Annotated in this window: 23 protein-coding genes and 1 tRNA gene; 13 read left to right on the forward strand and 11 right to left on the reverse strand. The window is 56.2% G+C overall.

What is annotated here, in order from left to right; translation table 11 throughout:
* Positions 1-11 precede the first annotated feature (11 nt).
* Positions 12-446: a large conductance mechanosensitive channel protein MscL gene (mscL, locus tag Q0915_RS07330; protein ID WP_299481425.1), complete on the reverse strand. Its 435-nt coding sequence runs from the start codon at positions 444-446 to the stop codon at positions 12-14.
* Between the two features lie 199 nt (positions 447-645).
* Positions 646-1,503, reverse strand: a complete 858-nt coding sequence (locus Q0915_RS07335; RefSeq protein WP_299481428.1) for a LysR family transcriptional regulator — start codon at positions 1,501-1,503, stop codon at positions 646-648.
* Between the two features lie 95 nt (positions 1,504-1,598).
* On the opposite strand from Q0915_RS07335, the gene Q0915_RS07340 reads away from it, so the two are divergent.
* From Q0915_RS07340 to Q0915_RS07370, 7 genes are all read left to right on the forward strand, one after another.
* Positions 1,599-1,979, forward strand: coding sequence for a tautomerase family protein (locus Q0915_RS07340; RefSeq protein ID WP_299481431.1), 381 nt, complete (start codon positions 1,599-1,601; stop codon positions 1,977-1,979).
* Positions 1,980-2,136: 157 nt separating this feature from the next.
* Positions 2,137-2,406: a hypothetical protein gene (locus Q0915_RS07345; protein ID WP_299481434.1), complete on the forward strand. Its 270-nt coding sequence runs from the start codon at positions 2,137-2,139 to the stop codon at positions 2,404-2,406.
* Positions 2,407-2,532: 126 nt separating this feature from the next.
* Positions 2,533-3,459 carry a TAXI family TRAP transporter solute-binding subunit gene (locus tag Q0915_RS07350; RefSeq protein WP_299481437.1) on the forward strand — a complete coding sequence of 309 codons (927 nt, stop codon included), beginning with the start codon at positions 2,533-2,535 and terminating at the stop codon, positions 3,457-3,459.
* A 107-nt stretch (positions 3,460-3,566) separates the two neighbouring features.
* Positions 3,567-5,429: a TRAP transporter fused permease subunit gene (locus Q0915_RS07355; protein WP_299481440.1), complete on the forward strand. Its 1,863-nt coding sequence runs from the start codon at positions 3,567-3,569 to the stop codon at positions 5,427-5,429.
* 16 nt (positions 5,430-5,445) lie between these two features.
* On the forward strand, positions 5,446-6,024 hold the full coding sequence (locus Q0915_RS07360; protein WP_299481443.1) for a cupin domain-containing protein: 579 nt from the start codon (positions 5,446-5,448) through the stop codon (positions 6,022-6,024).
* 41 nt (positions 6,025-6,065) lie between these two features.
* A complete protein-coding gene (locus Q0915_RS07365; RefSeq protein WP_299481446.1) occupies positions 6,066-6,590 on the forward strand; it encodes a ricin-type beta-trefoil lectin domain protein in 525 nt (174 codons plus the stop codon).
* A gap of 374 nt (positions 6,591-6,964) precedes the next feature.
* The gene (locus Q0915_RS07370) at positions 6,965-7,606 is read left to right on the forward strand and encodes an aspartyl/asparaginyl beta-hydroxylase domain-containing protein (RefSeq protein ID WP_299481449.1); all 642 of its coding nucleotides are present in this window, start codon (positions 6,965-6,967) and stop codon (positions 7,604-7,606) included.
* Between the two features lie 80 nt (positions 7,607-7,686).
* Here the strand turns inward: Q0915_RS07370 and Q0915_RS07375 are convergent, their stop codons facing one another.
* The 7 genes from Q0915_RS07375 to Q0915_RS07405 all read right to left on the reverse strand — a co-directional run bounded on the left by Q0915_RS07375 (position 7,687) and on the right by Q0915_RS07405 (position 14,921).
* The gene (locus tag Q0915_RS07375; RefSeq protein WP_299481452.1) at positions 7,687-8,343 is read right to left on the reverse strand and encodes a hypothetical protein; all 657 of its coding nucleotides are present in this window, start codon (positions 8,341-8,343) and stop codon (positions 7,687-7,689) included.
* A complete protein-coding gene (locus Q0915_RS07380) occupies positions 8,340-9,254 on the reverse strand; it encodes a M23 family metallopeptidase (RefSeq protein WP_299481455.1) in 915 nt (304 codons plus the stop codon). The genes Q0915_RS07375 and Q0915_RS07380 overlap by 4 nt, the downstream gene beginning before the upstream one ends.
* Before the next feature lie 14 nt (positions 9,255-9,268).
* Positions 9,269-10,546, reverse strand: a complete 1,278-nt coding sequence (locus Q0915_RS07385) for an HlyD family type I secretion periplasmic adaptor subunit (RefSeq protein WP_299481458.1) — start codon at positions 10,544-10,546, stop codon at positions 9,269-9,271.
* Positions 10,547-10,608: 62 nt separating this feature from the next.
* Positions 10,609-12,711 (reverse strand): ATP-binding cassette domain-containing protein, encoded by a 2,103-nt coding sequence (locus Q0915_RS07390; RefSeq protein WP_299481461.1) that lies wholly within the window; start codon positions 12,709-12,711, stop codon positions 10,609-10,611.
* A gap of 8 nt (positions 12,712-12,719) precedes the next feature.
* Entirely contained in the window at positions 12,720-13,640 is a 921-nt protein-coding gene (locus Q0915_RS07395; protein ID WP_299481464.1) for a hypothetical protein, read from the reverse strand.
* Positions 13,627-14,520, reverse strand: a complete 894-nt coding sequence (locus Q0915_RS07400; RefSeq protein WP_299481467.1) for a hypothetical protein — start codon at positions 14,518-14,520, stop codon at positions 13,627-13,629. The genes Q0915_RS07395 and Q0915_RS07400 overlap by 14 nt, the downstream gene beginning before the upstream one ends.
* 59 nt (positions 14,521-14,579) lie before the next feature.
* Positions 14,580-14,921, reverse strand: coding sequence for a hypothetical protein (locus Q0915_RS07405; protein WP_299481470.1), 342 nt, complete (start codon positions 14,919-14,921; stop codon positions 14,580-14,582).
* Between the two features lie 503 nt (positions 14,922-15,424).
* Between Q0915_RS07405 and Q0915_RS07410 the strand changes: the two genes are divergently transcribed.
* From Q0915_RS07410 to Q0915_RS07435, 6 genes are read left to right on the forward strand one after another with little or no spacing between them, the layout of a single operon-like run.
* The gene (locus Q0915_RS07410) at positions 15,425-16,441 is read left to right on the forward strand and encodes a radical SAM/SPASM domain-containing protein (protein WP_299481473.1); all 1,017 of its coding nucleotides are present in this window, start codon (positions 15,425-15,427) and stop codon (positions 16,439-16,441) included.
* Positions 16,438-17,343 (forward strand): hypothetical protein, encoded by a 906-nt coding sequence (locus Q0915_RS07415; protein WP_299481476.1) that lies wholly within the window; start codon positions 16,438-16,440, stop codon positions 17,341-17,343. Before Q0915_RS07410 ends, Q0915_RS07415 begins: the two co-directional genes overlap by 4 nt.
* Before the next feature lie 3 nt (positions 17,344-17,346).
* Positions 17,347-18,327: a phosphotransferase gene (locus Q0915_RS07420; RefSeq protein WP_299481480.1), complete on the forward strand. Its 981-nt coding sequence runs from the start codon at positions 17,347-17,349 to the stop codon at positions 18,325-18,327.
* Positions 18,328-18,341: 14 nt separating this feature from the next.
* Positions 18,342-19,493: a glycosyltransferase gene (locus Q0915_RS07425; protein WP_299481483.1), complete on the forward strand. Its 1,152-nt coding sequence runs from the start codon at positions 18,342-18,344 to the stop codon at positions 19,491-19,493.
* Positions 19,490-20,401 (forward strand): hypothetical protein, encoded by a 912-nt coding sequence (locus Q0915_RS07430; RefSeq protein WP_299481486.1) that lies wholly within the window; start codon positions 19,490-19,492, stop codon positions 20,399-20,401. Before Q0915_RS07425 ends, Q0915_RS07430 begins: the two co-directional genes overlap by 4 nt.
* Entirely contained in the window at positions 20,398-21,084 is a 687-nt protein-coding gene (locus Q0915_RS07435) for a hypothetical protein (RefSeq protein ID WP_299481489.1), read from the forward strand. Before Q0915_RS07430 ends, Q0915_RS07435 begins: the two co-directional genes overlap by 4 nt.
* Before the next feature lie 149 nt (positions 21,085-21,233).
* On the opposite strand, the gene Q0915_RS07440 is transcribed toward Q0915_RS07435, so the two are convergent.
* A tRNA-Thr gene (locus tag Q0915_RS07440) sits at positions 21,234-21,309 on the reverse strand.
* A gap of 742 nt (positions 21,310-22,051) precedes the next feature.
* Positions 22,052-22,801: a hypothetical protein gene (locus Q0915_RS07445; RefSeq protein ID WP_299481492.1), complete on the reverse strand. Its 750-nt coding sequence runs from the start codon at positions 22,799-22,801 to the stop codon at positions 22,052-22,054.
* Positions 22,802-22,815 lie beyond the last annotated feature (14 nt).

The raw sequence follows: 22,815 nt of genomic DNA on the forward strand, positions 1-22,815 counted from the left end.
AAACGCTTCGGTCAGGCTTTTGCTTTCAAGACATCGCGTATTTCAGCAAGCAGCTCTTCCGTTGTAGGCCCTTTGGGTTCCTCCGGCGCGGGTTCCTCGGCGGGCACGGCGGCATCCTTGATCCTGTTGACCGCCTTGACCAGCATGAACACCACCCAGGCGATGATCAGGAAGTTGATGACAGCCATGATGAACGCACCATAGGCAAAGACGGACGCACCCGCCTCCCGTGCGGCCTCAAGCGAAGCGCCTGCAGGGACGTCGCCTGCAAGAACGGCATAGTTGTTCGTGAAGTCGACCCCTCCCGACACAAGGCCGATGATCGGATTGATCAGGTCGCCGACGAGAGATGTCACGATAGCTGTGAAGGCCGCACCGATGATGATACCAACGGCCATATCCATAACATTGCCTTTGGCAATGAAATCCTTGAATTCATTAATCACAATTCCCTCCCAGACTTTAAGCCACTCTGCAGGTACCCATCCAACCTGCGAAAGTAGACCCTACAAAAAAATACTGACCCGTGTCATTTTCCAATTTCGATAAGCAAGGGCGAAATTTCTTCACCAACCCAACGTCATTGGAGCCGTAACCGTCCGGAATGCGCCTGACAGGGACGTCAAACGAAACTGCGTGCCGGAGCTATGTCTGAACCGCGCCCTTGAGCGCCGCCGACAAGGCATTGACGGCATCATTCGGCCTGCCGGCGTTAACGCGCGTGTGAAGGACAATCGGTAGGGAAGGGAGGGCCGGGAGGCCGAGCTTAGGGCCAACTTCTATGGCCCCGAATGGCAGCATGCGGCGGGCAAGGGCTGCGACCCCCATACCGGCCATCACTGCCGCGGAGACAGCAGTCACACCGCCACCAGTGAACACTTCTGTCCACGCAATTCCTGCGTCGTCGAGGAGCTTGCCCGACATGATACGCACACCGCAGGGTTCAGGCATTGTGGCCACCGGCAGGGGTTCGTTCGCGCGATGCTGCCACCCATGTGCGGCAAACCAACCAAATCTCTCATCAACAAGAAACATCCCGTCGGTGCGACCATCGTGAAGCCGGACGATGACCGTGTCGAGTTCATGCCGGTCATAACACTTCAACAATTCACCAGAAGATCCGATCCGAATCTCGATCAGAAGATGACGATCCTGCTCGTTCATGCGCGAGATCAGCAGCGGAAGTTCAGGACCTGCAACGTGATCACTGATCCCGATCCTCAGTCGTTGCCGTGTCCCGGTCAGGGCTGCCAATGCGCTGTCGTGTTTTTTCAGCAGTTCGCGGGCATGTTCCAGGAATGTCGCTCCCTGTGCGGATAGCTGGACATATCTTGGTGTTCGTTCCACCAGGCGGCAACCCAGACGCTCCTCAAGCCGTTTCAGTTTCAGGCTGACGGTTGATTGGGTCGCGTTTGTTGCTTCTGCCGCCCGCGTGAAGCTGCCTAACTCTGCAATTCGCACGAAAGTTCTGACAGCGTCGAGATCAAGCACTCGATCATTCATTTAGATTCTCAATTTTTGATATCTCTATTCATTGTTTAACTAAATAGCAGGGCCGGTACTAGGGTGAAATCGGACAAACCGCAAAGGAGCCCAGAATGCCACTCGTTCATGTTTCCCTCAGGACCGGAAAGTCAGATAGCTACAGACAGGCCATCTTCGATGGCGTTTACCGGGCAATGCATGAGGAATTCAACGTGCCCGAAGACGACCAGTTCATGACGGTCACCGAACACACAGCCGCGAATTTCCGATATGGCGCTTCTTATCTTGATATCCACCGCAGCGACGATCTTGTCTTTATCCAGATCACCGCGAACAACACGAGGACGCTAGAGCAGAAGAAAGCGCTCTTTCGGCGTGTTGCGGAACTGCTCGGCGAGGAGCCGGAAATCAGACCCGAAGATGTCTTTGTCAGTCTTGTTGAGGTCGAAAAGGAGAACTGGTCGCTTGGCAACGGTGTTGCGCAATACGCTTAAACCAATAGAGTTCAAGTCTCGGGGAGGCCGGACGGTAGTGTTCGGTCAGCCGTAAGGCCAAAAGCGCCCGGCGTGGTGGCAAGGTGCGAACCTGGCCACCGGACTTTTACAATCGTTCGCCGGCATCGGGCCCTGCCAACCAGATGGAGAAAGTGCTGTGCAAATACGCCCCATCCTTCAGAGCATGCTTATGTGTTCCTCGATCATGATGGTCTTCTGGCCTGCCGACGCGCGTGCGGACTGCAAGGCGGATATAAGCAAGGTGGAATATGCGATTGACCACGCAAAGCGGGGCGGAATCGAAGTTACCACGGCGGAAAGAATGCGGGCCCTGCTTCAGGATGCCAACAAGGAACGCAAGGCAGGCAATGAGCAGAAATGTCAGGAGCTCATCAACGAGGCCAAAAACATGGGCAATGTGGAGTGACTTGGCGTCATGCAGATCTCGCCGGCGAATAAGCAAATCAGATAATCGATAGCAGCTAAAATATCGATAAAAATATTGATTACGAACAAATATCGTCTATCCTGAGCGCGAAATCGGGAGGAAACGATGTTTGACTTTGTTAAATCGACAAGCCTTGCTCTCGGGCTGCTTGTTTCAGCGACGTTCGCGCATGCAGAAGAACTGCGGATCGGTACGGCGAGCCTTGGCGGCGCCTTCTATCCGATGGGGCAAAGCATCTCCAATCTCGTCAACAAATATGCGGGCGGGGATATCTCAATGGTTCCGGTCGTGACCGGCGGATCGGTCCAGAACCCCAGGCTCGTCGACAGCGGCGAGGTCGAAATCGCGATCACCAACAACAATCTCGCGGTGCTGGCAATCAACGGAAAAGGCCCCTACAAAAGCGGTGCAATCGACATGAGCGCGGTTGCAGCCCTTCATCCGAGCGTCCTGCACATGATTGTTCTGGACGGCTCCGACATCAAGACGATCGAGGACATCAAGGGCAAGCGTGTCGCTGTCGGTCCGGCAGGTGGCGGAACGCTCGGTTTCATGAATTTCCTGCTGCCTTTGCACGGCATGTCAATGGATGACATCACGCCGAGTTTCCTGTCGTACTCCGACGGTTTCAGCCAACTGAACGATGGCAACGTCGATGCGGCATTTGCGTTGTCAGGTTATCCGGCAGGCGCGGTCATGCAGGCCGCGGCCGGCAACAAACTGCGTTTCATCAGCTTTTCCGACGGTATGCTCGACAAGGCATTGGAGAAAAACGGTGCCTTCAAGGCAGTCGACATTCCGGCAGAAGTCTATGACACGGCAGAGCCCGGAACAGTGATTGGCGTCAACAACATGCTGGTCGCGCCGAATTCTCTTCCGGCGGACACAGTCGAGAAGATCGTCGCTTCGGTTTTCGACAATCTGGAGGAGTTCCAGGCAGAAAATGCCAACGCCAAACAAATAGACCCGGCGAACTCTCTGAACCTGGCGATACCTCTCCACGAAGGTGCGGCCCGTTACTTCAAGAAATAAAAAACAGAAGACGGACCAGCAGCGCCCGGGCCCGCTTCAGGCGGGCCCGTTTGCAACTTTGAAGAAATGGACACCGCGTGCGAACCGAGGACACTGGGACATCCCTTTTGAGCAAAGAGAAAGTCGTGCTTGCGGTAGCCTTCTGCCTCGGGCTGTTCCACCTTGCCGTCGTCTCCGGTGTCGTTGCGATTTCCACGATGCCGCTGCGCCTGGTGCACGTCGCATTGGCGTTTTCGCTTCTATTTGTGCTCCGGCCCGCTACCCAAAAATGGGCAGGAACGAGGGCAAATCTCGTTTTGTCATGTGTTCTCGTTCTCGCCGTGCTTGGCGCGAGCCTCTGGCTGATCACGCGCTGGAAGGCAATTGCCTTCAGTGGAGGCCTGACAACGGATGGTGACTTTTATGCCGGTCTTGTCATTCTGGTCCTTGTTTTCGAGGCGGCGCGCCGCGGCGTGGGCCTGATCCTCGCGGTCATCACGTTTGCGTTCTTCTGCTATCCCTTCATCAGCCCCCATCTGCCGGGAATATTGAACGGGCGCGGCTACAGTCTTGAGCGGATGGTTCTGTTCCTGACGACGGACACGCAGGGTGTCTACGGTATTCCGATCGGGGTGGCCGCGACCTATATCATCGTCTTCACGATCTTCGGTGCCATGCTGTCCCGGTTTGGGGCCAGCGACTTTTTCTTTGAAATCTCCATCCGGCTGACCCGGGGACTTCGAGCTGCGAGCGCAAAATCCGCAGTGCTCTTTTCCACCCTTATCGGAATGGTCTCCGGCTCTGCGGCCGGCAATGTTGCGGTAACCGGCACGGTCACAATTCCCATCATGAAACGGGAGGGCTATCAGCCAGCCCAGGCCGGTGCGATTGAGGCGGTTGCGTCAACAGGCGGGCAGCTGATGCCACCCGTCATGGGGGCAGCTGCCTTCATCATGGCGGAGATCGTCGGCGTTCCCTATACCTCGGTCATGGCCGTTGCCATTCTGCCGGCGCTGCTCTTTTTCGGTTCAGCCTTTTTCGTGGTGCACCTGCAGGCGGTCAGATCCGGGATCGAACCAAGGGCGGAGGATCAGAGTGACGGGCGTCCGCTCGGTGAAGTTCTCCTTCATGGCGCGCCCTTCATAGGCGCATTTGCAGTGCTCGTCGGCCTGATGCTCAGCGGATTTTCACCTTTCAAGGCGTCCCTGTGGGCAATGGCCGTTCTCGTCGGGCTCGACGTCGTGAAATCGCGCCGGATCGATCTGGAATTGATCAGGAAGATTGCTCTTAGTATTGCCGAGGGGTCGCGCAACGTCATCACCATATCGGCCGCCTGCGCGGCCGCCGGCGTTATTTCAGGGACGCTTGGGATTACCGGGCTTGGTTCGAAGATAGCGCTGCTGATCGACGTCGCATCCAACGGTCAACTGATCCTGGCACTGCTCTTCACGATGATCGCATCGATCGTTCTGGGAATGGGCCTTCCGACCACCGCTGCTTACCTGATCCTGGCAACGGTGGTGGCGCCGGCGCTGGTCAAATTCGGCGTACCGATGCTGACCGCACATTTCTTCGTTTTCTATTACGGCTGCATCTCCACCATTACGCCGCCGGTGGCGCTTGCGTCCTATGTTGCCGGGGGGATCGCCGGGGCCGATGTCAACAAGGTTGGCTGGACGGCCGCATCCTACGCCCTGACGAGCTTCGTTCTGCCGTTTGCCTTTGTCTTTGGTCCTGGGATCTTGATGCAGGGCGACAACCTCGGCAATCTTCTGGCAGTGATCACCGGCTTTGCAGGCGTCGGCGCGGTGGCGGCCGGTGTGGTTGGATGCATCATTTCACCGCTTTCCTGGCCGAACCGCCTGGTCGCCCTCGGCGCAGGCCTTTGCCTGCTCATTCAGACCTGGCCAACGGCACTGGTCGGTGCCGTGTTGCTTTCGATCCTCCTGGTCCAACAGAGAGCAGCGCGGCAAGTCTCCTTGAAATCCTGAAGCAAATGGAACTGACATGGCGAGAGAATTCAGACGGGTTGTCACCGGGCACGATGAAAACGGCGTGGCGATAGTCGAAAGCGACGGCATCGCAACAAATCGCCTGCAGCGGGAGAACCGGCCGGGCGTAACGCTCACCAATTTCTGGCGCACCGATGGAACGCCTGCCGAATATGACGGCGCAACGGAGACCTGCGACGGGCCGCTCACGTTGCACCCGCCAAAAAACGGCAGTGTCTTCCGCGTAGTTGAATTCATGCCCGAAGATCCGGAAGTGATGAAGTCGCTCGACGGCAAGGCAGCCTTTGCCGAGATGGGGGCAGGGGACAACATCGTTGAAAACGCCCGCCACCCGTGGATGCACAGGACCGACAGTCTCGATTACGCGGTGGTCCTGACAGGCGAGATCTATATGCTGATGGATGAAGAGGATGTGCTCCTGAAGGCCGGCGATGTCGTCATCCAGCGGGGTACAAATCATGCCTGGTCCAACCGGGGCACCGAACCCTGTTCCATCGCTTTCGTGCTTGTCGACGGCGTGACACAGCGCAGTGCCAGCGAAGAAAACCTGAAAGGCATCCCGAAACGCCCGTGATCATTGCGCAGCCGGGGGGCTGACCGAAGAAGGACATTCACATGCGTTTGACTTTTGTGATCGCTGCCTGCCTGGCTCCAGCCACCGCTGCGCCGGCTTTGGCGGAGGCTCCGGATCTCAAGACCCCGGCACCGGTAATCTATCTTGCCGATAATCTGGATGAGAAGGACAATCTCGGCTGGTGCATCGATACGTTGGGCCGCGGATATTCGGAAAACCTGCAGACCCACTCCTGCAAGCCGCAGGGCGGCGACGTGCAGTTTTCGTTCGACGCTTCCTCGGGCCAGATCCGCTCGGTCGAATTCAGCGGCAAATGCATGGAACTGATCGCCCCCGATGACCCCAAAATTGCCTTCGGCCTCAGGGATTGCTCCGACGGAAATGAGACCCAGCAATTCGCGTTCGACACAGCCAGTGGGCGCATTACGCCGAAAGACCAGCCGGACAATTGTGTCGCAGCTGGTGAGGCAAGCCGCAGTGCGGGGCCGTTCATGTCCCGGGATCTCATCCTGGCACCATGCGCGTCAGCGGACGCGGCGATGATCACGTGGCGGGAGAAGAAATAGGGGAGCTTTCCCAGCCTAACGCCTGTTTCTGCACCGAACGCCTGTTTGTCACCATGCGGCGGGTGTCTTTCATCATCTGATGCGCAGTCGATCGTCAGATCCGGGCTGCCGGAGCGCCGTTGTCACAGGGTATGAATTTTTAAGTCCGAAACGGTTGCCTACTGCCAAGCAACACGTCGGTCTTGTTAGTGCAGCATATGCTGCTGTCAAAACGTCAGCAGGCGTGCTATCCTTAAAGTTGTAATTCCAAGAAATAAACTAATAAATAAATCTAAAATCAAAGCACTTTTCATTCGTTCCAACAGTTTTCAGTCTGACAAAAAATATTGAGCGGTTTGAAGTCATTTTCCAACAAGAATCGCGGAGGCTCAATAATGTCAGTCGATGAGTTAAGCTTGGTTGAAAGAGATTTCGGAGATAATGCTTTTTTTTATTCAACTAAAAGCTATCCGAGATTTAAAGCGCTTCAGGATAATTGGAAAGATATTGCGAATGAGTTGCGTCATTTGAATGCGCCTTTAACCCCGATCGATCGGGTCGACAAGACGCATGCGCAGGTTTATGCCGAAGTCAAAACGTGGATTGCGTCGGGCGGGGAGTACGGGTGGCTGAAAGGATGGGGCCCAGATGGCGCCAACGAATCCTGGATTCAGTACGGATTGATTTTCGAAGACGCCGTGGTTCCATTCGTTCCCGACCGATTGTCGCGAACCTGCAGTCTTTTGAAAGCGATTCCCGGCATCAGGGTGGGTGCATTCGTCACTATGCGGCCGTCAACGTTTTTACCGGCGCATCAACATCCTGAACTCAAGGAATGCGGCGCACTTCAAATGCACCTGACGCTAAGCGCGTGCGAGGAAGGAAACTATTCCTATCTGAATGTCTGCGGGCAGTTCCGGCAACACGTACCGGGTGACTTGTTTGTTTTTGACGGATCGAAGGAGCATTTCGCTCTCAACGCGTCGAACGGTGACCGGACAATTCTGTATCTGGAATTTTACAAGGACGTCATCTGACACGATCCGACTCCATCGCTTGTGCGAAAACTTTTCGCGTTCGGACCACACACTGACTTCATATGGAAACCTAAACGATCTTATTTTACCCCTATCGTCATAAGTCGGCGGTAAAAGCCGAACGTTTGCTCCTCAAGACACAAACGTTCCGAAAACGGCGTTGCGTTTTCAAGATCCGTCAGATCGCTCGGACACGAGATGTGCCCGTTGAGTTCGGGGGCGGTATTTGCCTGAATGCACACGAGTTTGCCTTCTGGGATCAGCGCGAACCAGGCCGAGGGGTCCGACAAATGCTCCCAGGACGTCGTGATGATCGTATCAGGGCGAAACCGCACCGGGCGCCGCGTACCATCTTCACGAATGCGGTCGAAACGAGCTTCTGTGTAGTTAAGTTCAAATGCATCCGCCAAGCCGGAGAACGCGCGCAAGTCATCCATGACGAACTTTCGCAGCAAGACGTCGGCCGCTCTGGCGCTGTCCACGTCAATATCAATTGTTGCCACGCGCCGGCACAAGTTCGGCAATTGCGTCAGAAGGAAAAGAGGCAGGACACCCACCCAGCCACCGACAACCAGGATACTGCCAAGGAAACGGCCGTTCTCGCCCAGTCTTTCGATCAGCCAACGCTTGCTGTTCAGTTGTCCGTCACTGGTTGCATCAATCCAACCGGCGTCAGGATGTGTTTCAATTGCCCTGACGAGCGATTTCATCACGGGACCAAGCTCAGCTACATTCATGAGCTTGCCTCCGTTGGGACCAAATCATTCCGCTTCAACTGGTGGCCTTCAAATTCGATGGGGACTGGATCACCTTCGAAAAGCAGGACTTCAAGGTCGCGCACCGAACCTCTTACCGCGTGAATATGCAGATGAGGTTCGGACGTGTTCCCTGAATTCCCGACATAACCCAAAGCATCTCCAGTTGAGACGGACTGTCCCTGGCGTACGAGCGGTGCGCCCTTGAGATGTGCCAGGACGATTGTTGCTTCGTCGCAGGCGAGAGCCACAAAGTTTCCGGCAGGTGCGTTGGTATTCGTCGTTCCAATCGCTTGCTCCGGCGCGCCTGTGCCGACGATGACAACTTCACCGGCGCATGGTGCGACAACCTGCATTCCATAAATGGTGTAGTCATCGAGCCTTGTCGGCATAAGCCCGACTGCCCTGCGACCCTTGGGATTTAGGGCCGTTAGGTCCAATGCATAGCGCTGAGCCCTGACGTGGTGGTGGGCATTCAGGAGCGCACTGTTTCCGCCTTGCGTGACGAATATCTTCCCGTTCGGAACAGGATTGGCGAGTTTGACTTGCTGCTGAGAGCCGGCGCTTTTGTCGGAAGTGGTTAAGATCGCCGCAGGCAGGGCGCCGATCACGAGCACTGCCACGCGTAAATCTAACAATGACGGCTTTCGTACGCGCGCCAAAAACGGGACACGTTGGGTCGTTGCCAGTATCACGGCGGCGGTGACCAGTAGGATGACCAAGGCAGCGGGTCTGTAGCTCATGCCAAGGATCGATCCCGGGAGGATCTGATGAAAGAAGCCAAGTACGAATATGCCGAGCGACAATACGGTCAGGAAAGCGACAAGGTTGCCTTTTCTCAAAAGAAGAAGCAGTCCAACAAACACAGCCGGAACAACTAAATAGAGTGTCACGATAAGACCCATATTCAACGTTCCCGGAGCGCAGTGTTCCAACCGCGCAAGATTGGTTCGAGCAGAAAGTCCACGATACGGCGCTCGCCGGTACTGATGTTGACGAGGGCGGAGAGGCCGGGATGAAGACGCACGCTGCTCTTTTCCGGATCAATGATCCGCAGATGGGCAATGTAGCTTGTGTCCGCGGAGCTTTCGGTCTGATCGCGGCTCAGTCTTCTGGCGTCCGTCAGGAGCGACGACGTTGAGATCCTCTGCTCGCGATCGGCTGCGGTGTCCAGACTGATACGTTCAACGATGGCTTCGAGGCCACTGTAGCGGGAGACCGAAAACGCTTCCAGACGAACGACAGCAGACTGGCCAGGCTCCACGAAGCTAATGTCGCGGTTGCGGATCCGGGCAACGATCTCGACTACGGCGCCATTCGGTACGATTTTCATCAGTGGCTCGTCAGTTTCAACCCATTGAGAAAGTGCACTGCGGCGCGTTTCCTGAACGATCCCCGAAATCGGAGCACGCACGAGATGGCGCTTTATGCGTGCCTCAAGGACACCTATCTCACCCCTCGTTCTTGCAATCGCTTCATCGGCGCTGTGTAGCTCCTGGTAAAAGGCTGCCTGCCTTCCGGTGAGGTAGCCCTTGCGCTCCGCGGCAATGTGCTCGGAGCTCGCGTCCAGCTCGCTCTTTCGGGCATCCAGCCGTTCGGCTTCCGACAGAGCCTGAACGAACTCAAGTTCCATTTCGATCTCTTCAAAACGTGGTGTGACACCGCGCTTTACCAATGCCGCAATTGCCGAGCGACGATCGCCAAGCAGATCAACCCGTTCTTCTGCACGGCGCGCTTCAGTCTCGACGCGCCGCAGCTCAGCGGACACTTCCGCTGCCTCACGGTCAAAAATTGAGAGTTTGGCCTTGGTTTCAAGGCGCATCGTCTCGATGTAACTTCGCCATTTGCGGCGCAATACGTCGTCGCCGAGCGACTCTTCAAACGGGTCGTCTTCCGCGCCGGTTAAAAGTGCCTGAACCGCAAGACGCTGCAACTGCAGTTCCGATAACCACTGTTCCTTCCAGTCCCGTTCCAACCGCAACTGGGTGTCATCGAGCCGCAGCAACGGGGCACCTTCTGAAACCTGATCCCCGTCCTTCACCAGAAGTTCCAGCAGAATTGCGTCGGTTTGTGCTGCGATCGGGCGTGTTGCATAGGCGGAGACCACACGTCCGGGCGCCGTTGCAACGATATCGACGCGGCCGAAAACGGTGCCTGCCGCCAATACGGCAAAAAACGCTATCATTATCAGCGCTAGCCTGTTGAGCGATCCAGGGCGCGGCGCAACGCGATATGCTGATTGGAGTGTCATTGCCTTTCGACCTCGGTTAGCGGATTGCCGTGTCTGCCGTCTTGGAGTTGACGCGGAACCAGGGAGAGAGGGTCCGCTTCCGCCACACTTTTTTCAGACACCACAAACACCCTGTCGAATTTCCGGGCGACTGCAGGATCGTGGGTCGTCGCAATAATCGTGGTACTGCGCCCAAGGGAGAGCAGTCTGTCGACTACCCTTGCCTGTGTTTGAGGATCCAGTGCGCTTGTCGGTTCGTCGAAGACAAGGTTGGCCGGGCCGGTAACGATCGCACGCGCCAGATTGAGACGCTGACGTTCGCCCAATGAAAGTGTTTCGGCTTTCGCGGGCACAACCGACGCAACGCCTTCAGGCAGATCCTCGACGAGTTCTTCAAGGCAAACCTGCTGCAGCGCGGACTCGACTTGTTGCTCGGAAATCGCTGCATTGCCAACCGCGACATTGTCATAAATTGTGCCAAGGAACATGGACGGCTGTTGCCAGACGACACCGAAGCAACGTCTGTATGCCGTCGGGCTGAGCTGGGTGAGGGCAGTGCCGCCGTACCGGATCTCTCCTTCGCTCGTTGCGATCAGTCCAAGGATGAGTTTTAGCAAAGTTGTCTTGCCTGCACCGGACGGCCCCATGAAAGCCACATGTTCTCCGGGCAGGATCTCCAGATCGATGTCTTCCAGGATGGGCGGCTGTCCGGGCTCTGCCGCGTAGGAGACAGATTGAAGAACGAAGTGGCCGGGCCCCTTGCACGGCAATTTGCTAAGGCGTCTCTCCTGTGCCTCAAGCGGCAGTGCAAGCGCCTGGTTGAGTTCGGCAGCCGCTTGCCGGATCGTTCCAACGGCGCTCAAGCTGCGCCCCAAGGTCCTCAAGGGGCTGAGCAACAAGACGACAAAGAGATTGAAGGCGATGAACTGGCCCAAGGTGAGTGTGCCTGCCAGAACGGCTTGCGCTCCGAACCAAAGGATACAGATGCGTGTCCCGTTGCGAACGGTTTCGAACGTGCGCTCCACAATCGCCCGGTTGTCGCCGGCCCCGGCAATTGCCGTTGCATTTGCTGTTGCAAGTTGGGCTTGCCAGGCGCGCCAAAGACGGTTTTCCAAGCCCATCGACTTGATCGTTGAGAGATTGTCGAACGTTTCGGTCAGAATGCGTTCATTAAGGACGCGTGCCTTGTGACGTTCCTCATCTCTTGAAACGGCGCGCCGGGCGACAAGGATCGAAAGAGGAGCGCCGATGAGAAGACCGGCAAGAGCGAGTGATGCGAGTGTCGCATGAAGCGCGAAGAGGATCAGAAGCAGGATGATTGCAAAGAGCAGGTCGATGACCAGCCTGATCCCGACCAGTTCCAAAGCGGACCGAAGGCGGTCGATACTCCTGAAGAGGCGCGGCAGGCTGCGGGGATTGATCCGCTTCTGCAACTCGCCCGGCCGGGCTCCCAAGAGATGGTCAAATATGTGGGAAGAGATTTCGCGGTCGAGATCGGCCGACGCCTCATCCGTGAGTGAATCGCGTGCGGTGACCAGAACCAGGCGGAATATTTCGGCGAAAATCAGCCCCAGGACAATCGTGTCCAAGGTGCCTACACCATTCTGGACCAGCACCTTGTCGAAGATGAGTAGTGCGCCGACTGGCAACAACAGAGTTCCAAGCTGAGCAAGCAGTCCGGTGAACATAACCGTGCCGAGACGGGCGCGGTTCTGCATTGCAAATCCTTGTATCAGCTTGAATATTGACGGTGACTGGTCCCGCTGACTGTCGGAAGGAGAGATGACGACGAGATACGTCGGAGCAACCTGTGCCTCAAAGTGTTCAAGTGCAGTCTTGTCGACGACAGCTTCATCGGACCTTGAAAAGATCACTTTGTTTCGCGAAGTCTGCCTTATGATCGCAGGGCCGTTTTTGCCAATAACAAGTGCTGGCAGCGGCGCCGCACGAAGTCTTGCCGGGTCATATGGCCATACGTGAACGTGTGCCGGCGCCAGTTCTTTCAGGACATCTGCATCGGCCGTTTCGCCAAAATCATCCAGCACATTCTCCAACGCACCTGCGTTAAATCCGTGTGCTTCGAAAAACGCGGCTATCAAACCATTGCTAAACCGCCTCATTTCAGCACCTATGCTTCTCGCCGTGCCTCAAACGACTTGTAGGCCCATCCGGCCAGGCGAGCACCTCTGGCGGTCCATTCCCAGGTGCCCATCGAGCCAAGGCGAAGGTCTCTGCCGGGATTGAAGGCTTGTTCCGTCAGCTGAATATCCCTGCGCCGATATTGGCGTTTTTCCGGATCGCCATGCCACAAATGGGTGATTTCACAATCCACCCAACCAATCCGGCCAGCCGTTGCAAGCGCTGCACGCTCTGCCCAAAACAGAAAGTGATCCCTGTAGTCCATGTTGTCCCGGAAGACCTTGTCGAAACAGCCTGAGTCGAGTTCGCCTGTGAATGCGTGAGCCATCAGGTGATCTCCGCTGCCGGAAAGACAGGCGTCATACAGACCGCATTCGCGCAGCAGGTCCCTACGCGCTGCCCAGGCATATCCGGTGTGGCCGTGCTCGGCGTAGACGGCCGGACTCGGCCCGCCCGTGATGCCAAGCCGCGCGGCAAATCCTGAAACAATGTCTTCGATAGCCGGCTCTGAGCCAGGTTTGGCGAGACGACGACAGTGCGAAAAACACTGCACGACGGGTGTATCATCCAAAGCTCCGGACGTCGCTTCGGCCCATGTTCTGGCGGACTCTCCGAACAGCAAATCGACGTCGCACCAGGCGACTTTCGTATATTTTTCAGGGAGAAGCGAAACGATGCGGTTCAGCAGTCTCTCTTTTTGCCAGAGCAAGGAGGCTGTGTGGACCGCGTAAAGGTTCTCGACTTTTCCATCCAGTCGGCTTGAACCGTCACCGAAGATCAATTCGGCAACGAAGAGGGGGATCTGGCTTCGCCGCAGCTCTTCCTGAAAAATCGAGAAGTTCTTTAACTGCCAGTCATTGCCGAGCGGATCATAGTAACAGGCTATAACGCACAGATCATCGTGAGGCATGTTCGATCTCGTCCTCGCAACGTTGCTCAAAATAGGATTCCAGAAGACGCCGCTGCTTGTCTGCGTTCTCGGTCCACTCCCAGGCACCGCCATTGACGCGCTTTAAATGGTGTCCGGGATCGAACCCCATCCGATCGAGCAGGACATTGCGGGTCACATATTGGCGTCGTTGAAACGAGCCGTGGCTCAGATGGGTAATCGTGCCGGGAACGACGCCCAAACGCAGCATCTGTCCTGCGCCAGGCAGGTTATTGCACCAGTCGCTGAACCGCCGTCGCAGCGCACCTTTGCCCAGCAAACGCGACACACACCGGCACGCGCCAGTGCCTGTGAAAGCATGCGCCATGACATGATCTGCGCCACCGATAATGCACTCGTCGAACAAGCCGTTTGCAAGCACCTCGCGCCGCGCCGCCCAGGCGTATCCTGTATGACCATGGCTGTTGAAATCGGCACCGGCCAGTTCGCGTGCGCGCGTCACATTCGACGCGTAACTGGTTACGGGAGATTGCTCCGGAAGTGCGCTCTGGCGCACTTGCTGAAAAATCTGGGCGACATCACAGCGTTGAAGTGTTTCAGCCGTTGCTTCGAGCCATTCCGGATTTTCAAAAATTACGTCACCGTCGATCCAGGCGATGGCATCGAATTTCTCGATCAGACGCGAGATCGCGAGGTTCAGAAGCCGCTCCTTTTGCCACATGACAAAACGGCACGGAACGCTGATCGAGGCCTTTGCCTGTGTGACACCGTCAAAAACGCCTTCGACGATCGTCAGGCAATCCGAGTGCTTTTCAATCGCAGCTACAAAGGCGCGATGGTTCTGCAGCATCACGACACTTCGCAGCGGATTGAAGTAGGCGCTTACGATCGCAACACGCATTCCCACTCATCCCCTCATGAAGGTTGCCCCCCGGTCACTCGGCAGCAACCTTCAACTTGTCAACGTGTCTGAGCCATCTGGCTCATCGACATGTGATCGGCATCCACCGACATTGCTGCGGAGACAGCAACCGCGGCGGCGACGCTTGCGGCGACAGCCGATACAGCCGAAGAGACCGCGGAAACGGCCGCTGGCCACGCTGCTACAGTTCCTGGATGTTCCAGGTTTCCGTCATGTGTGGGGCACGAAGCAGTGACCTTCTCGGCGACGTCCGGGTCCAGTTCCAGGCCGTGTTCTTCCACGAACCTCAGGGGATCTGCCAGGAAATCATAAAGGTCACGATCGGATTTCATGGCTGCGGCCATCACGGCCTCCTCCACCGTAGGAATTTCCAGTTGCATAACCTGCTCCTTTCATTTGCTCGGTAAGAGATACATTGGTTACTACCAATGAGTGTATCCTATCGCTTCATAATAATAATTTCCAATAATTATTTCAGGAAATCAGTAAAAATTAGGAAAAAATGAATTTCAATCTAATTTTGCTGTAGCTTATGATGATTTATCGAAAAATTTGCTTGATTATTGATTTTACTAAAGAAGAAAATTGATTTTCTTACTCAAAGTTTGAACACATTTCTCCGACACGCTTAACGCTGGATTTTGCGCCGGCGAAAGTCTTGCGCATTTTGTGAGTGTTATAATTATCTGAAAAATATATATTTTTCAGACGGCCTTGTGAGGTGTGTACGAAGTTTCATTGAATGAGATAGTAAAAATAGAAATTAATAAAATTATCTATTTAAAGTTGAAAAAGATTTTTTTTTATACAAAGATAAAGGACAGAGTATACCGAATTCTTTGAGTTCGAAAGATCGACTGTAGCTATGTTAGGTGGAGAGATAATGACGTCGCCAAGCAAAGTCTTTCCGATGCGGTTCAACTCGCTCGTTATTGAGACAACAACCAGGTGCAATGCGAAATGTGCCATGTGTTATCAGTCGGTTGGTCCGAAGGGATCCGACAACTGGGGAATTCATGAGTTGAAACGCGATACGCTGATGCGGGTCATCGATGATGCTATCCATATTCCCAACCTTCACAAACGGCTGCACATTTCAGGGGGAGAAGCTTTCCTCGACACAAAGCTCGTGATTGCTCTGCTGAGCAGAGGTCGGGACGTCGGATACGACGAAATTACCCTCACGACGAATGCCTTTTGGGGTAAGTCGCCTGAAGCTGCCGACAAGATCTGCCGACAGCTCCTGGACTGCGGTGTGACCGACATGGAAATCAGTTGGGACTATTGGCACACCGACTACATCAAGGCTGAGCGCGTCGTGAATGTTTTGCGTGCTGCGCGCAAACACAGTGTCAAGACGACCCTCCGCGTGTTGACGAGCAAGTCGCACAGCGCTGGCGAAGCGCTTTCCCTGTTAGGTGAAGGCTGGAAAGAAGCAGACTCGGTTATGTGGGGCAAAGTGTTCGGCACCGGACGGGCCGCGACCAAGCTTGGTCCTGCCGAACTTCATCCGGAAACATTGGCGCCCGGCGAGACATGCCACAATTTCCTGAACCTGACCGTGAACGCAAAAGGGGAAGTCTTTCCCTGTTGTGCGGGTCTGGACCAGACTGACCATGTCGGCCTCGGGCAGGTCCATGAGGAGCCGATCTCAAGGATTGCAGAACGCATGTCCAATAACCTTTGGCTCCGCAAGCTTGTCTTCGAAGGGGTCGTTGCAATCGAAGAGGTTGTCAAAGAAAGCGGCTATGCTTTTGAGCCTGAAGAGAATACGGGCATGTGCACGCGGTGCTGGTCTGTCTTTCGTGACCAGGGGGCAACGGAAATCGTCAAGGCGCACGGGCGCAAGATTGGGCGCGAAATCGTCGAGAGGGCACTGCGTCGCCCGCGCGCGGCATGAGCGCGCCGGATAATCTCAGGTCACTGGCGGGGGGAAAACCCTCGCTGGTCACCGAACGGATGGGGTCGGTTTCTGTCTTCGCCGAAATACGGCCAGACGGCAAAGGCTGGGTGACGCCCGCCGATCGGCTGGGAGACTGGTTGAACCACTACAACCTTTATTTTCTCACGTCGGCGGGTATCAGCGAAGGGCATAATCTTCATTGGCTGTATCATCGGGAAGTTACGGTGAAGGGTGAAGATCTTTATCGCCTGCCGGATGAACTCAAGCGCCTCAACCAGCGCATAACTGACCTGTCCATGGTCATGACATGGCTTGTCTCCTTAACCGAACTGATGCAATTGACGCAGCCGGCTGAAGAAACCATCAAGGACCTGGGCCTTGGCTCAATCTGCCTGTCGATCGCAGAGGAGGAGCGCGGTCTTGTGAATGCCCAGTGCGCCAAGTGCATCGAAGACCTTTGCGACGCCGGTATCGGATTGTCCATAATCGGTCGGACCGATGCGCTTCAGGAGATCGGCGTATTTGGCGGAGACCCCATGAGCAAGGCTTCCGTCACCCTGATCCAGCGGCGGCTGGGGGGTGATGTCGAGGAGCTGCCGCGTATCGGGCGGACAAGGCCTTGCAAGACGCGGCTGCATTTCGTGCTGGATGCACGCGGTTTGATTTACCCGTGCATGGGCCTTGTACACATTCCATCATGTGCCCTGGGCACCATCGACGATGATCTGGCGGAACTCGTCGACGAACGCGAGCACCAGGCGTTCGACCTTGGCACGCTGATCGAGCGCGGACCGGATCTTCCCGAAGTGCTCGAGGAAAAACTGCCCGATGGTGTTCCGATCGACTGCTATGCGCACCGTCGTCAGATAATAGCCAGGACTTGTAAAGCCGGGAGTTGACGGGTGCACACATATCTGCAGAAGCAGTCGGTCGTACCCGCCGCGCTCGAGACACCTCAAATGGTCTCAATCCTTGGCAAATCCTTCGGACTGCGGGATGCCACGATCGTGACGAACCCGGCCTTGCGCGATGGGTTTGTCGCCGTCAGCCACGACAAACCTTACCTGATGCGTCTGGATCCGGCGGGGGAGACCGACCGGCGCCGAGTGGCGTTCGAACGATCCTTTGCCGCGCAGTGCAGCCGGTCGCTTGGCTGGCCCGCATGCCTGCGGACCAATCTGGATGAATGGTCGAGCACCGTCGTCGTCGAGGGGCGGGACCTGCTCCTCAGCGGCGAGCAGTATCTGCATCAGTCTCACCGCGTCAAAAGCCTGGATGACTTCAAGGCGCTCGCCGAACACATGGCGCGTTTTTCAAAGTTCAAGCCCCAGATCGAATATGACGATGAGGCAGCGCCGCGGCTCGATCCGCAATTCCTTCGAACCGTCGCCTGCCCGAAAATCATTGCGGTGAGCGCTTATCCCGGATGGGTTGAGCCGACGATTGCATCTCTTCTCGATCATGTGGAAACGGAGTGTTCGACGCTTCAGTGGGAGATCAACCACGGTGACGCCCACGAAGACAATGCGCTTGTTGCCTCGGCGGGCGAGGCTTTCTTCGTCGATACTGAATTCGCGTGCCTTGCGCCCGCCGGATACGATATTGCGACCCTTATCTGGGACATCTACATGCGGCGCGGGAAAGACGACGCACTTTTCTTTTGCCGTCTCATGCGCGATGCCGGATTTCAATCACCGGAAGTGGCAAGCAAACTGACCGCGCTCATGATCATGCGAAAGGTCTGGTGGCTTGGCCTAAGGGCCAGCCGAAGCCGCGACGGCACAATTCCAAGCAGGACATTCATCGAAGAACAGCTGGAGGCCGCGCTCGCCATACGGATGGATCAGCATCGTTTTGCCTCAGAGTTGAGCGGAAAGCACTGAGGAGGAGCTGATAAATGGAGCCGCAGAACAGTTTCTCCGACGCATGGGATGACTTCTTTCTTTTGCCGCGTGACCTCGACATCTGTACGAGGCCAGGCAATCGGCTTGACGTGCTTCATGTGACAGCCGCGCTGGATTGGCCGTGGCCCTTGCCGGGTTGGTTTGCGGAAAAATCCTCCCGCTGGTGCGCACGGCTCTCCTCGCTGGGTTACAACGCACGCGCCTTGGTGCCGCAAGCCGTCTTGCCGGGATGCAGCCGTGACGATCTTATCGAGATCATTCTTCGCCTGCGGCCCAGAATGGTGGTTTCGAGAGCATTCGCATTGCGTGGCAGGGACCTGGAACGATTGGCGCTGGAGCAGCCCGACGTCTTGTTTCTTCAATCAAACCACACGCCGAACAGCTTTTTGCTGGAGCCGGGCTCCGCGTCCCCCGAAGGGTGGCTGGAGGCGGTGGAGGCTGCCAGAAGATCCCCGTCGGTCTATCTTTCCAGCGTCGGTGAAAGAGATGTTGCGGGAACCTCTCATCTGGCGGGGCCTGGAAAGATACTCTGGATCGCCAACCCTTGCGATACGAAGCTAATCCAGCAGCCAATTGGCGATCGTGAGGACAGAACGCGGCTGTCCATCGGATTGGGCGGGCGCAGCAACCACCAGAAGAACCTCAAGAACCAGTTGGACGCTGTTGCCCTGGTGGCGCGCACGCGTCCGGTCGAACTTGTTCTCTTCCTGGGGCACGAATGCGCCCCCGGTATCCGCGAGAGCCTGCGCCGTTATGCCCACGGCGTCTTTGACGCGCTTCATCAACCGGTGCGGATCTACGACTTTGTTCCGCCACATCTGCTTTCAAGTCATGCGCGCGCCGAAATCGATATCTTCCTCCAAGGGTCTTTCGACGAATCGTTCGGTTACCTGAATTGGGAAATGATGGCGGCTGGTGTTCCGACCCTGACGTCCAACGATATCGAAGTGCCTGGCACAATAACGGCGAACCCTGTTGATATTGTTGGCATGTCTGGGGCCATCCTTCAAATTGCGGACGATCTGCCTGCTTATCGGGAAGCTGCAATCCGCCGCGCGCAGGAGGTCGCGCTCCGCAACAACAGGTGCTTCGACCGGGTCTTTGAAGCCTTTCTGGGGCAGATGATTGCAGAGGTGAAAGCTTGAACAGCCATGACACCGCCGTCGTCACGTGCGTCTTTTCAGCGACTCCGGGCAGTGCACGGGCAAAAAACCTTGGCGCTTTTCTCGATGCCCTTAACCGGCAGGACGTGCCCGTTTTCGTTGCAGAGCTTGCCTATGACGACATGCCTTTCCTCCTGCCCGAAAGCGCCTGCGTCCTTCAGATTCGCACGCGGCATCACTCCTGGCACAAGGAGCGGCTTCTCAATCTGGCTGTGCAGTCGCTCGACCAGGTCTATGAAAAGATCGTCTGGGCCGATTGCGATATCATCTTTGAACGGCATGACTGGCTGGTCGAGACTTCGAGACTGCTTGACGACGTTGCGGTGATGCAGCCTTTCGACATGGCTCTGAGGGTCGCAGAAGAAGGGCAGGCCCAAACGGATCCGGAAATGTCTTTCGCCGCAAGTTTCGTAAGTGGCCGTACGGATCTGAACGGCGGCATGTCCGCGCATGGACATACAGGATTTGCCTGGGCGGCCCGGCGATCGCTTTTCGAGGGGCCGGGATTGCTGGACATATGTCTGTCCGGTACGGGGGATCACCTCATGGCGCACGGATTTGTGGGGGATATGACGTCCCACTGTGTCTCGCGCCTTCTTGTCGGAGCTCCCGGCTACGAAATGGCGTATCGAAGGTGGTGTCACGCGGTTGCCGATCTTACCGGGGCGAGGATTTCGGCGATCGAGGGGACAATAAGGCACTTGCCACATCCGACCGGCGGCGGGCACAGCTACCTGCGACGGAACTTCGATCTCCTGCGCATTGGCTATGATCCGGATCGCGATCTTGCTGCGTCTGACGATGGTCTTCTGCATTTTCTTCACCGCACGCCTGATCATGAAGCATGGCAGGCGCGCCACTTTCCGACCAACGAGGTCAGGGCACCGTGAGCAGCTCCATTCAACCGAAGTCGCGCTACAAGGTCGTTGACATCGTCGACCCGGCAAACAGCCGGACGCGTGATCGTTTCGAGGCCTATCGTCACGACACTGTGCTGACGTCTCAGGACGATGCATTGGTCGGAAATTACACGGCTGAAAAATTTGCGGTCGATGACCAGATCGCGCTCTACGTGATCATGGATTGCGAAGAGGACCGCATCTGCGGTTTTTCAAGCCTCTTCCGGCCCTCGCACTGGCCTCATGAAGTCGGCAGGGTGGGCAACCGAAGCTGGATCGACAAAAACTTCCGGTCCAGCAGGTGGGAGCAATCGGGCCGAAACTCTTCCGGCTATGCCTATGGTATCCGGGATTTTGTGTCGATCATGACGCGTGCAAACGTAAGCACCTGCAAAGAACACGGCATTGAACTCATGCTGATAACGCGCGAAGCGCAGGCAGCGCATAGAAACCAGATTGGCAGGCTTATAACCGTTCTCGACAAGCAGCTCGTCTGGCAAACAGATTTCACCGGCTACTATTCGACATATCCGGGACAAACGCGCAGCTGCTGGCAACGCGCCATATTCAGTGAACTGATTCCAGGGGCCCGGCAGCACATCCACCGCATTCCCAGGATCACGCACGACGAATACATTCATCGCTACAGTTCCAACCCGATCCTGGAAAACTAGGGGCCTCAGAACTTTCATGCCAGGTCGGTGAGCGTTTGTGCCGGGGTTTGTCGTCCAACGCGGTGACACCGCGTTGGGAACGGCAGAATGTTGCCTGAACGCCGGCGAAAATGCAGGTGCTTATTTCGCAATCTGAATTGTTGGGAAACTGGTGCCGGCAGCAGGATTCGAACCCGCGACCCCGAGATTACAAATCACGTGCTCTACCAGCTGAGCTATACCGGCGCCGGGGATGGCTTCTACCAGATTGGGCGCGCTTGTCCATGCTTGAAACGAAATTTTTCGCGCAAGGCAAAAGAAAATCTGCCAAGTGTCTTGAAACACGCGGGAAATTGGATGGCGGCTGTGGATAATAGGTTGGCTGGCAGCGCTAATAGAAGGTCAATGGCGGGCAGGCACAAGCGTCCGGCAACGGTGGTTGATGTCAGGTCGAAACCCTATCCGCAACTCGCGGCCTTTGCTTTGCGTTGAGACCTCTCAGCAGCGCAGAACAGTTTCTCGCTTCGGAGACAATATCCAAGGCGACGTACTTCGTGAACAACTGGGTTTGACCCCGGCTCAAGGCCGGGGCAGCTGAGTTGCCGGGCAGGACTTTGTGACGGAAGGGGCGTTTGGCTCCGACTCGGGGACAGGGTGGCCGCAACGGGTTTGATCCCCTGATGCTAGGGGAAGTTTGTATTCGTTGTGTCGTTCGCGCTGAGCTGACCGTTTTGAAAATACACGTTTTGGCATTCTCTGCGCCGTCCCGGCCATGAGCCGGGATCTCTCAGCAGCACACAACAGGTGCTTGCTTCAGTGAAAAGTTACAAGGTGGAATACTTCATCAGCACCTTGGAATGGCCCCGGCTCAGGGCCGGGGAAGCAGAGGCGCGTGGCAGGACTTTGTAGTGGAGGGGTGCGTTTGGCCCCGGCTCAAGGCCGGGACAGCGGTTGCCACATAGAGAGATTCTTTTGAGGGGGCTGGAATTTAGAACGCAAACAGTTTGCCGGACATCAGCTCGCTGCGGATATCAAGGGCGAGATCGGCTTCCTGCTGGAGCGGTATCGAGCTGGCAAACGCGGAGATGGTTGCCCTGATGTTGTGTTTGATCTGTGCGCTTTCGGGAAGTCCGATTTCGGCGACGAGATTGTCGGCATGGATGCGTAGTGTTCGGGTTTCGCTCAAATCCGTCAGGCGCAGCGCGGCAATGGTCCTGTTTGCGTCGATCTCCAGGGCATTCACCTTGCCGTCGATCGTGACGACCGAGTTGCTGCTTTCCAGGTTGAAGGTCTCGGTTTGACCGACCAGCGAGACCTGGGAGTTCGTTCCTGCGACCGATATGCCCTGAAAGTGTCCCTTGAAACTCGCGATCGTCGCCTGCTGGTGAATGGAAACGGAAACATCCGTAGGCAACTGGGTTTCCAGCAGGACGCTGCAACGTCGGGTGACGCCCGTGTCGCTTTGTTTGAACTGGAGATTTACATAAAGGCTCGCCTGAATGGCACGCGTTTCCACGATAGGCCGGCAGCTTTGTGCGCGCAGGCCCGACTTGACCACATGCAGCATGGCCGGCCCGTCCTTGGAGGTGGTGACGTTGATCTTGCTACTTTCACCTTCGAAGATGACATTCCTGATCTGGCTGAAGTCGATCTCGGAAAACGGATCGGCATGCGCGGGCATCGCCGCGGTCATGCAGAACAGAGCCGCGAAAGCTGCCTTTGAACCGGTGATATTCATCACGCCCATTCCAG

This window comes from uncultured Roseibium sp., assembly GCF_947494555.1.
GTDB lineage: Bacteria > Pseudomonadota > Alphaproteobacteria > Rhizobiales > Stappiaceae > Roseibium.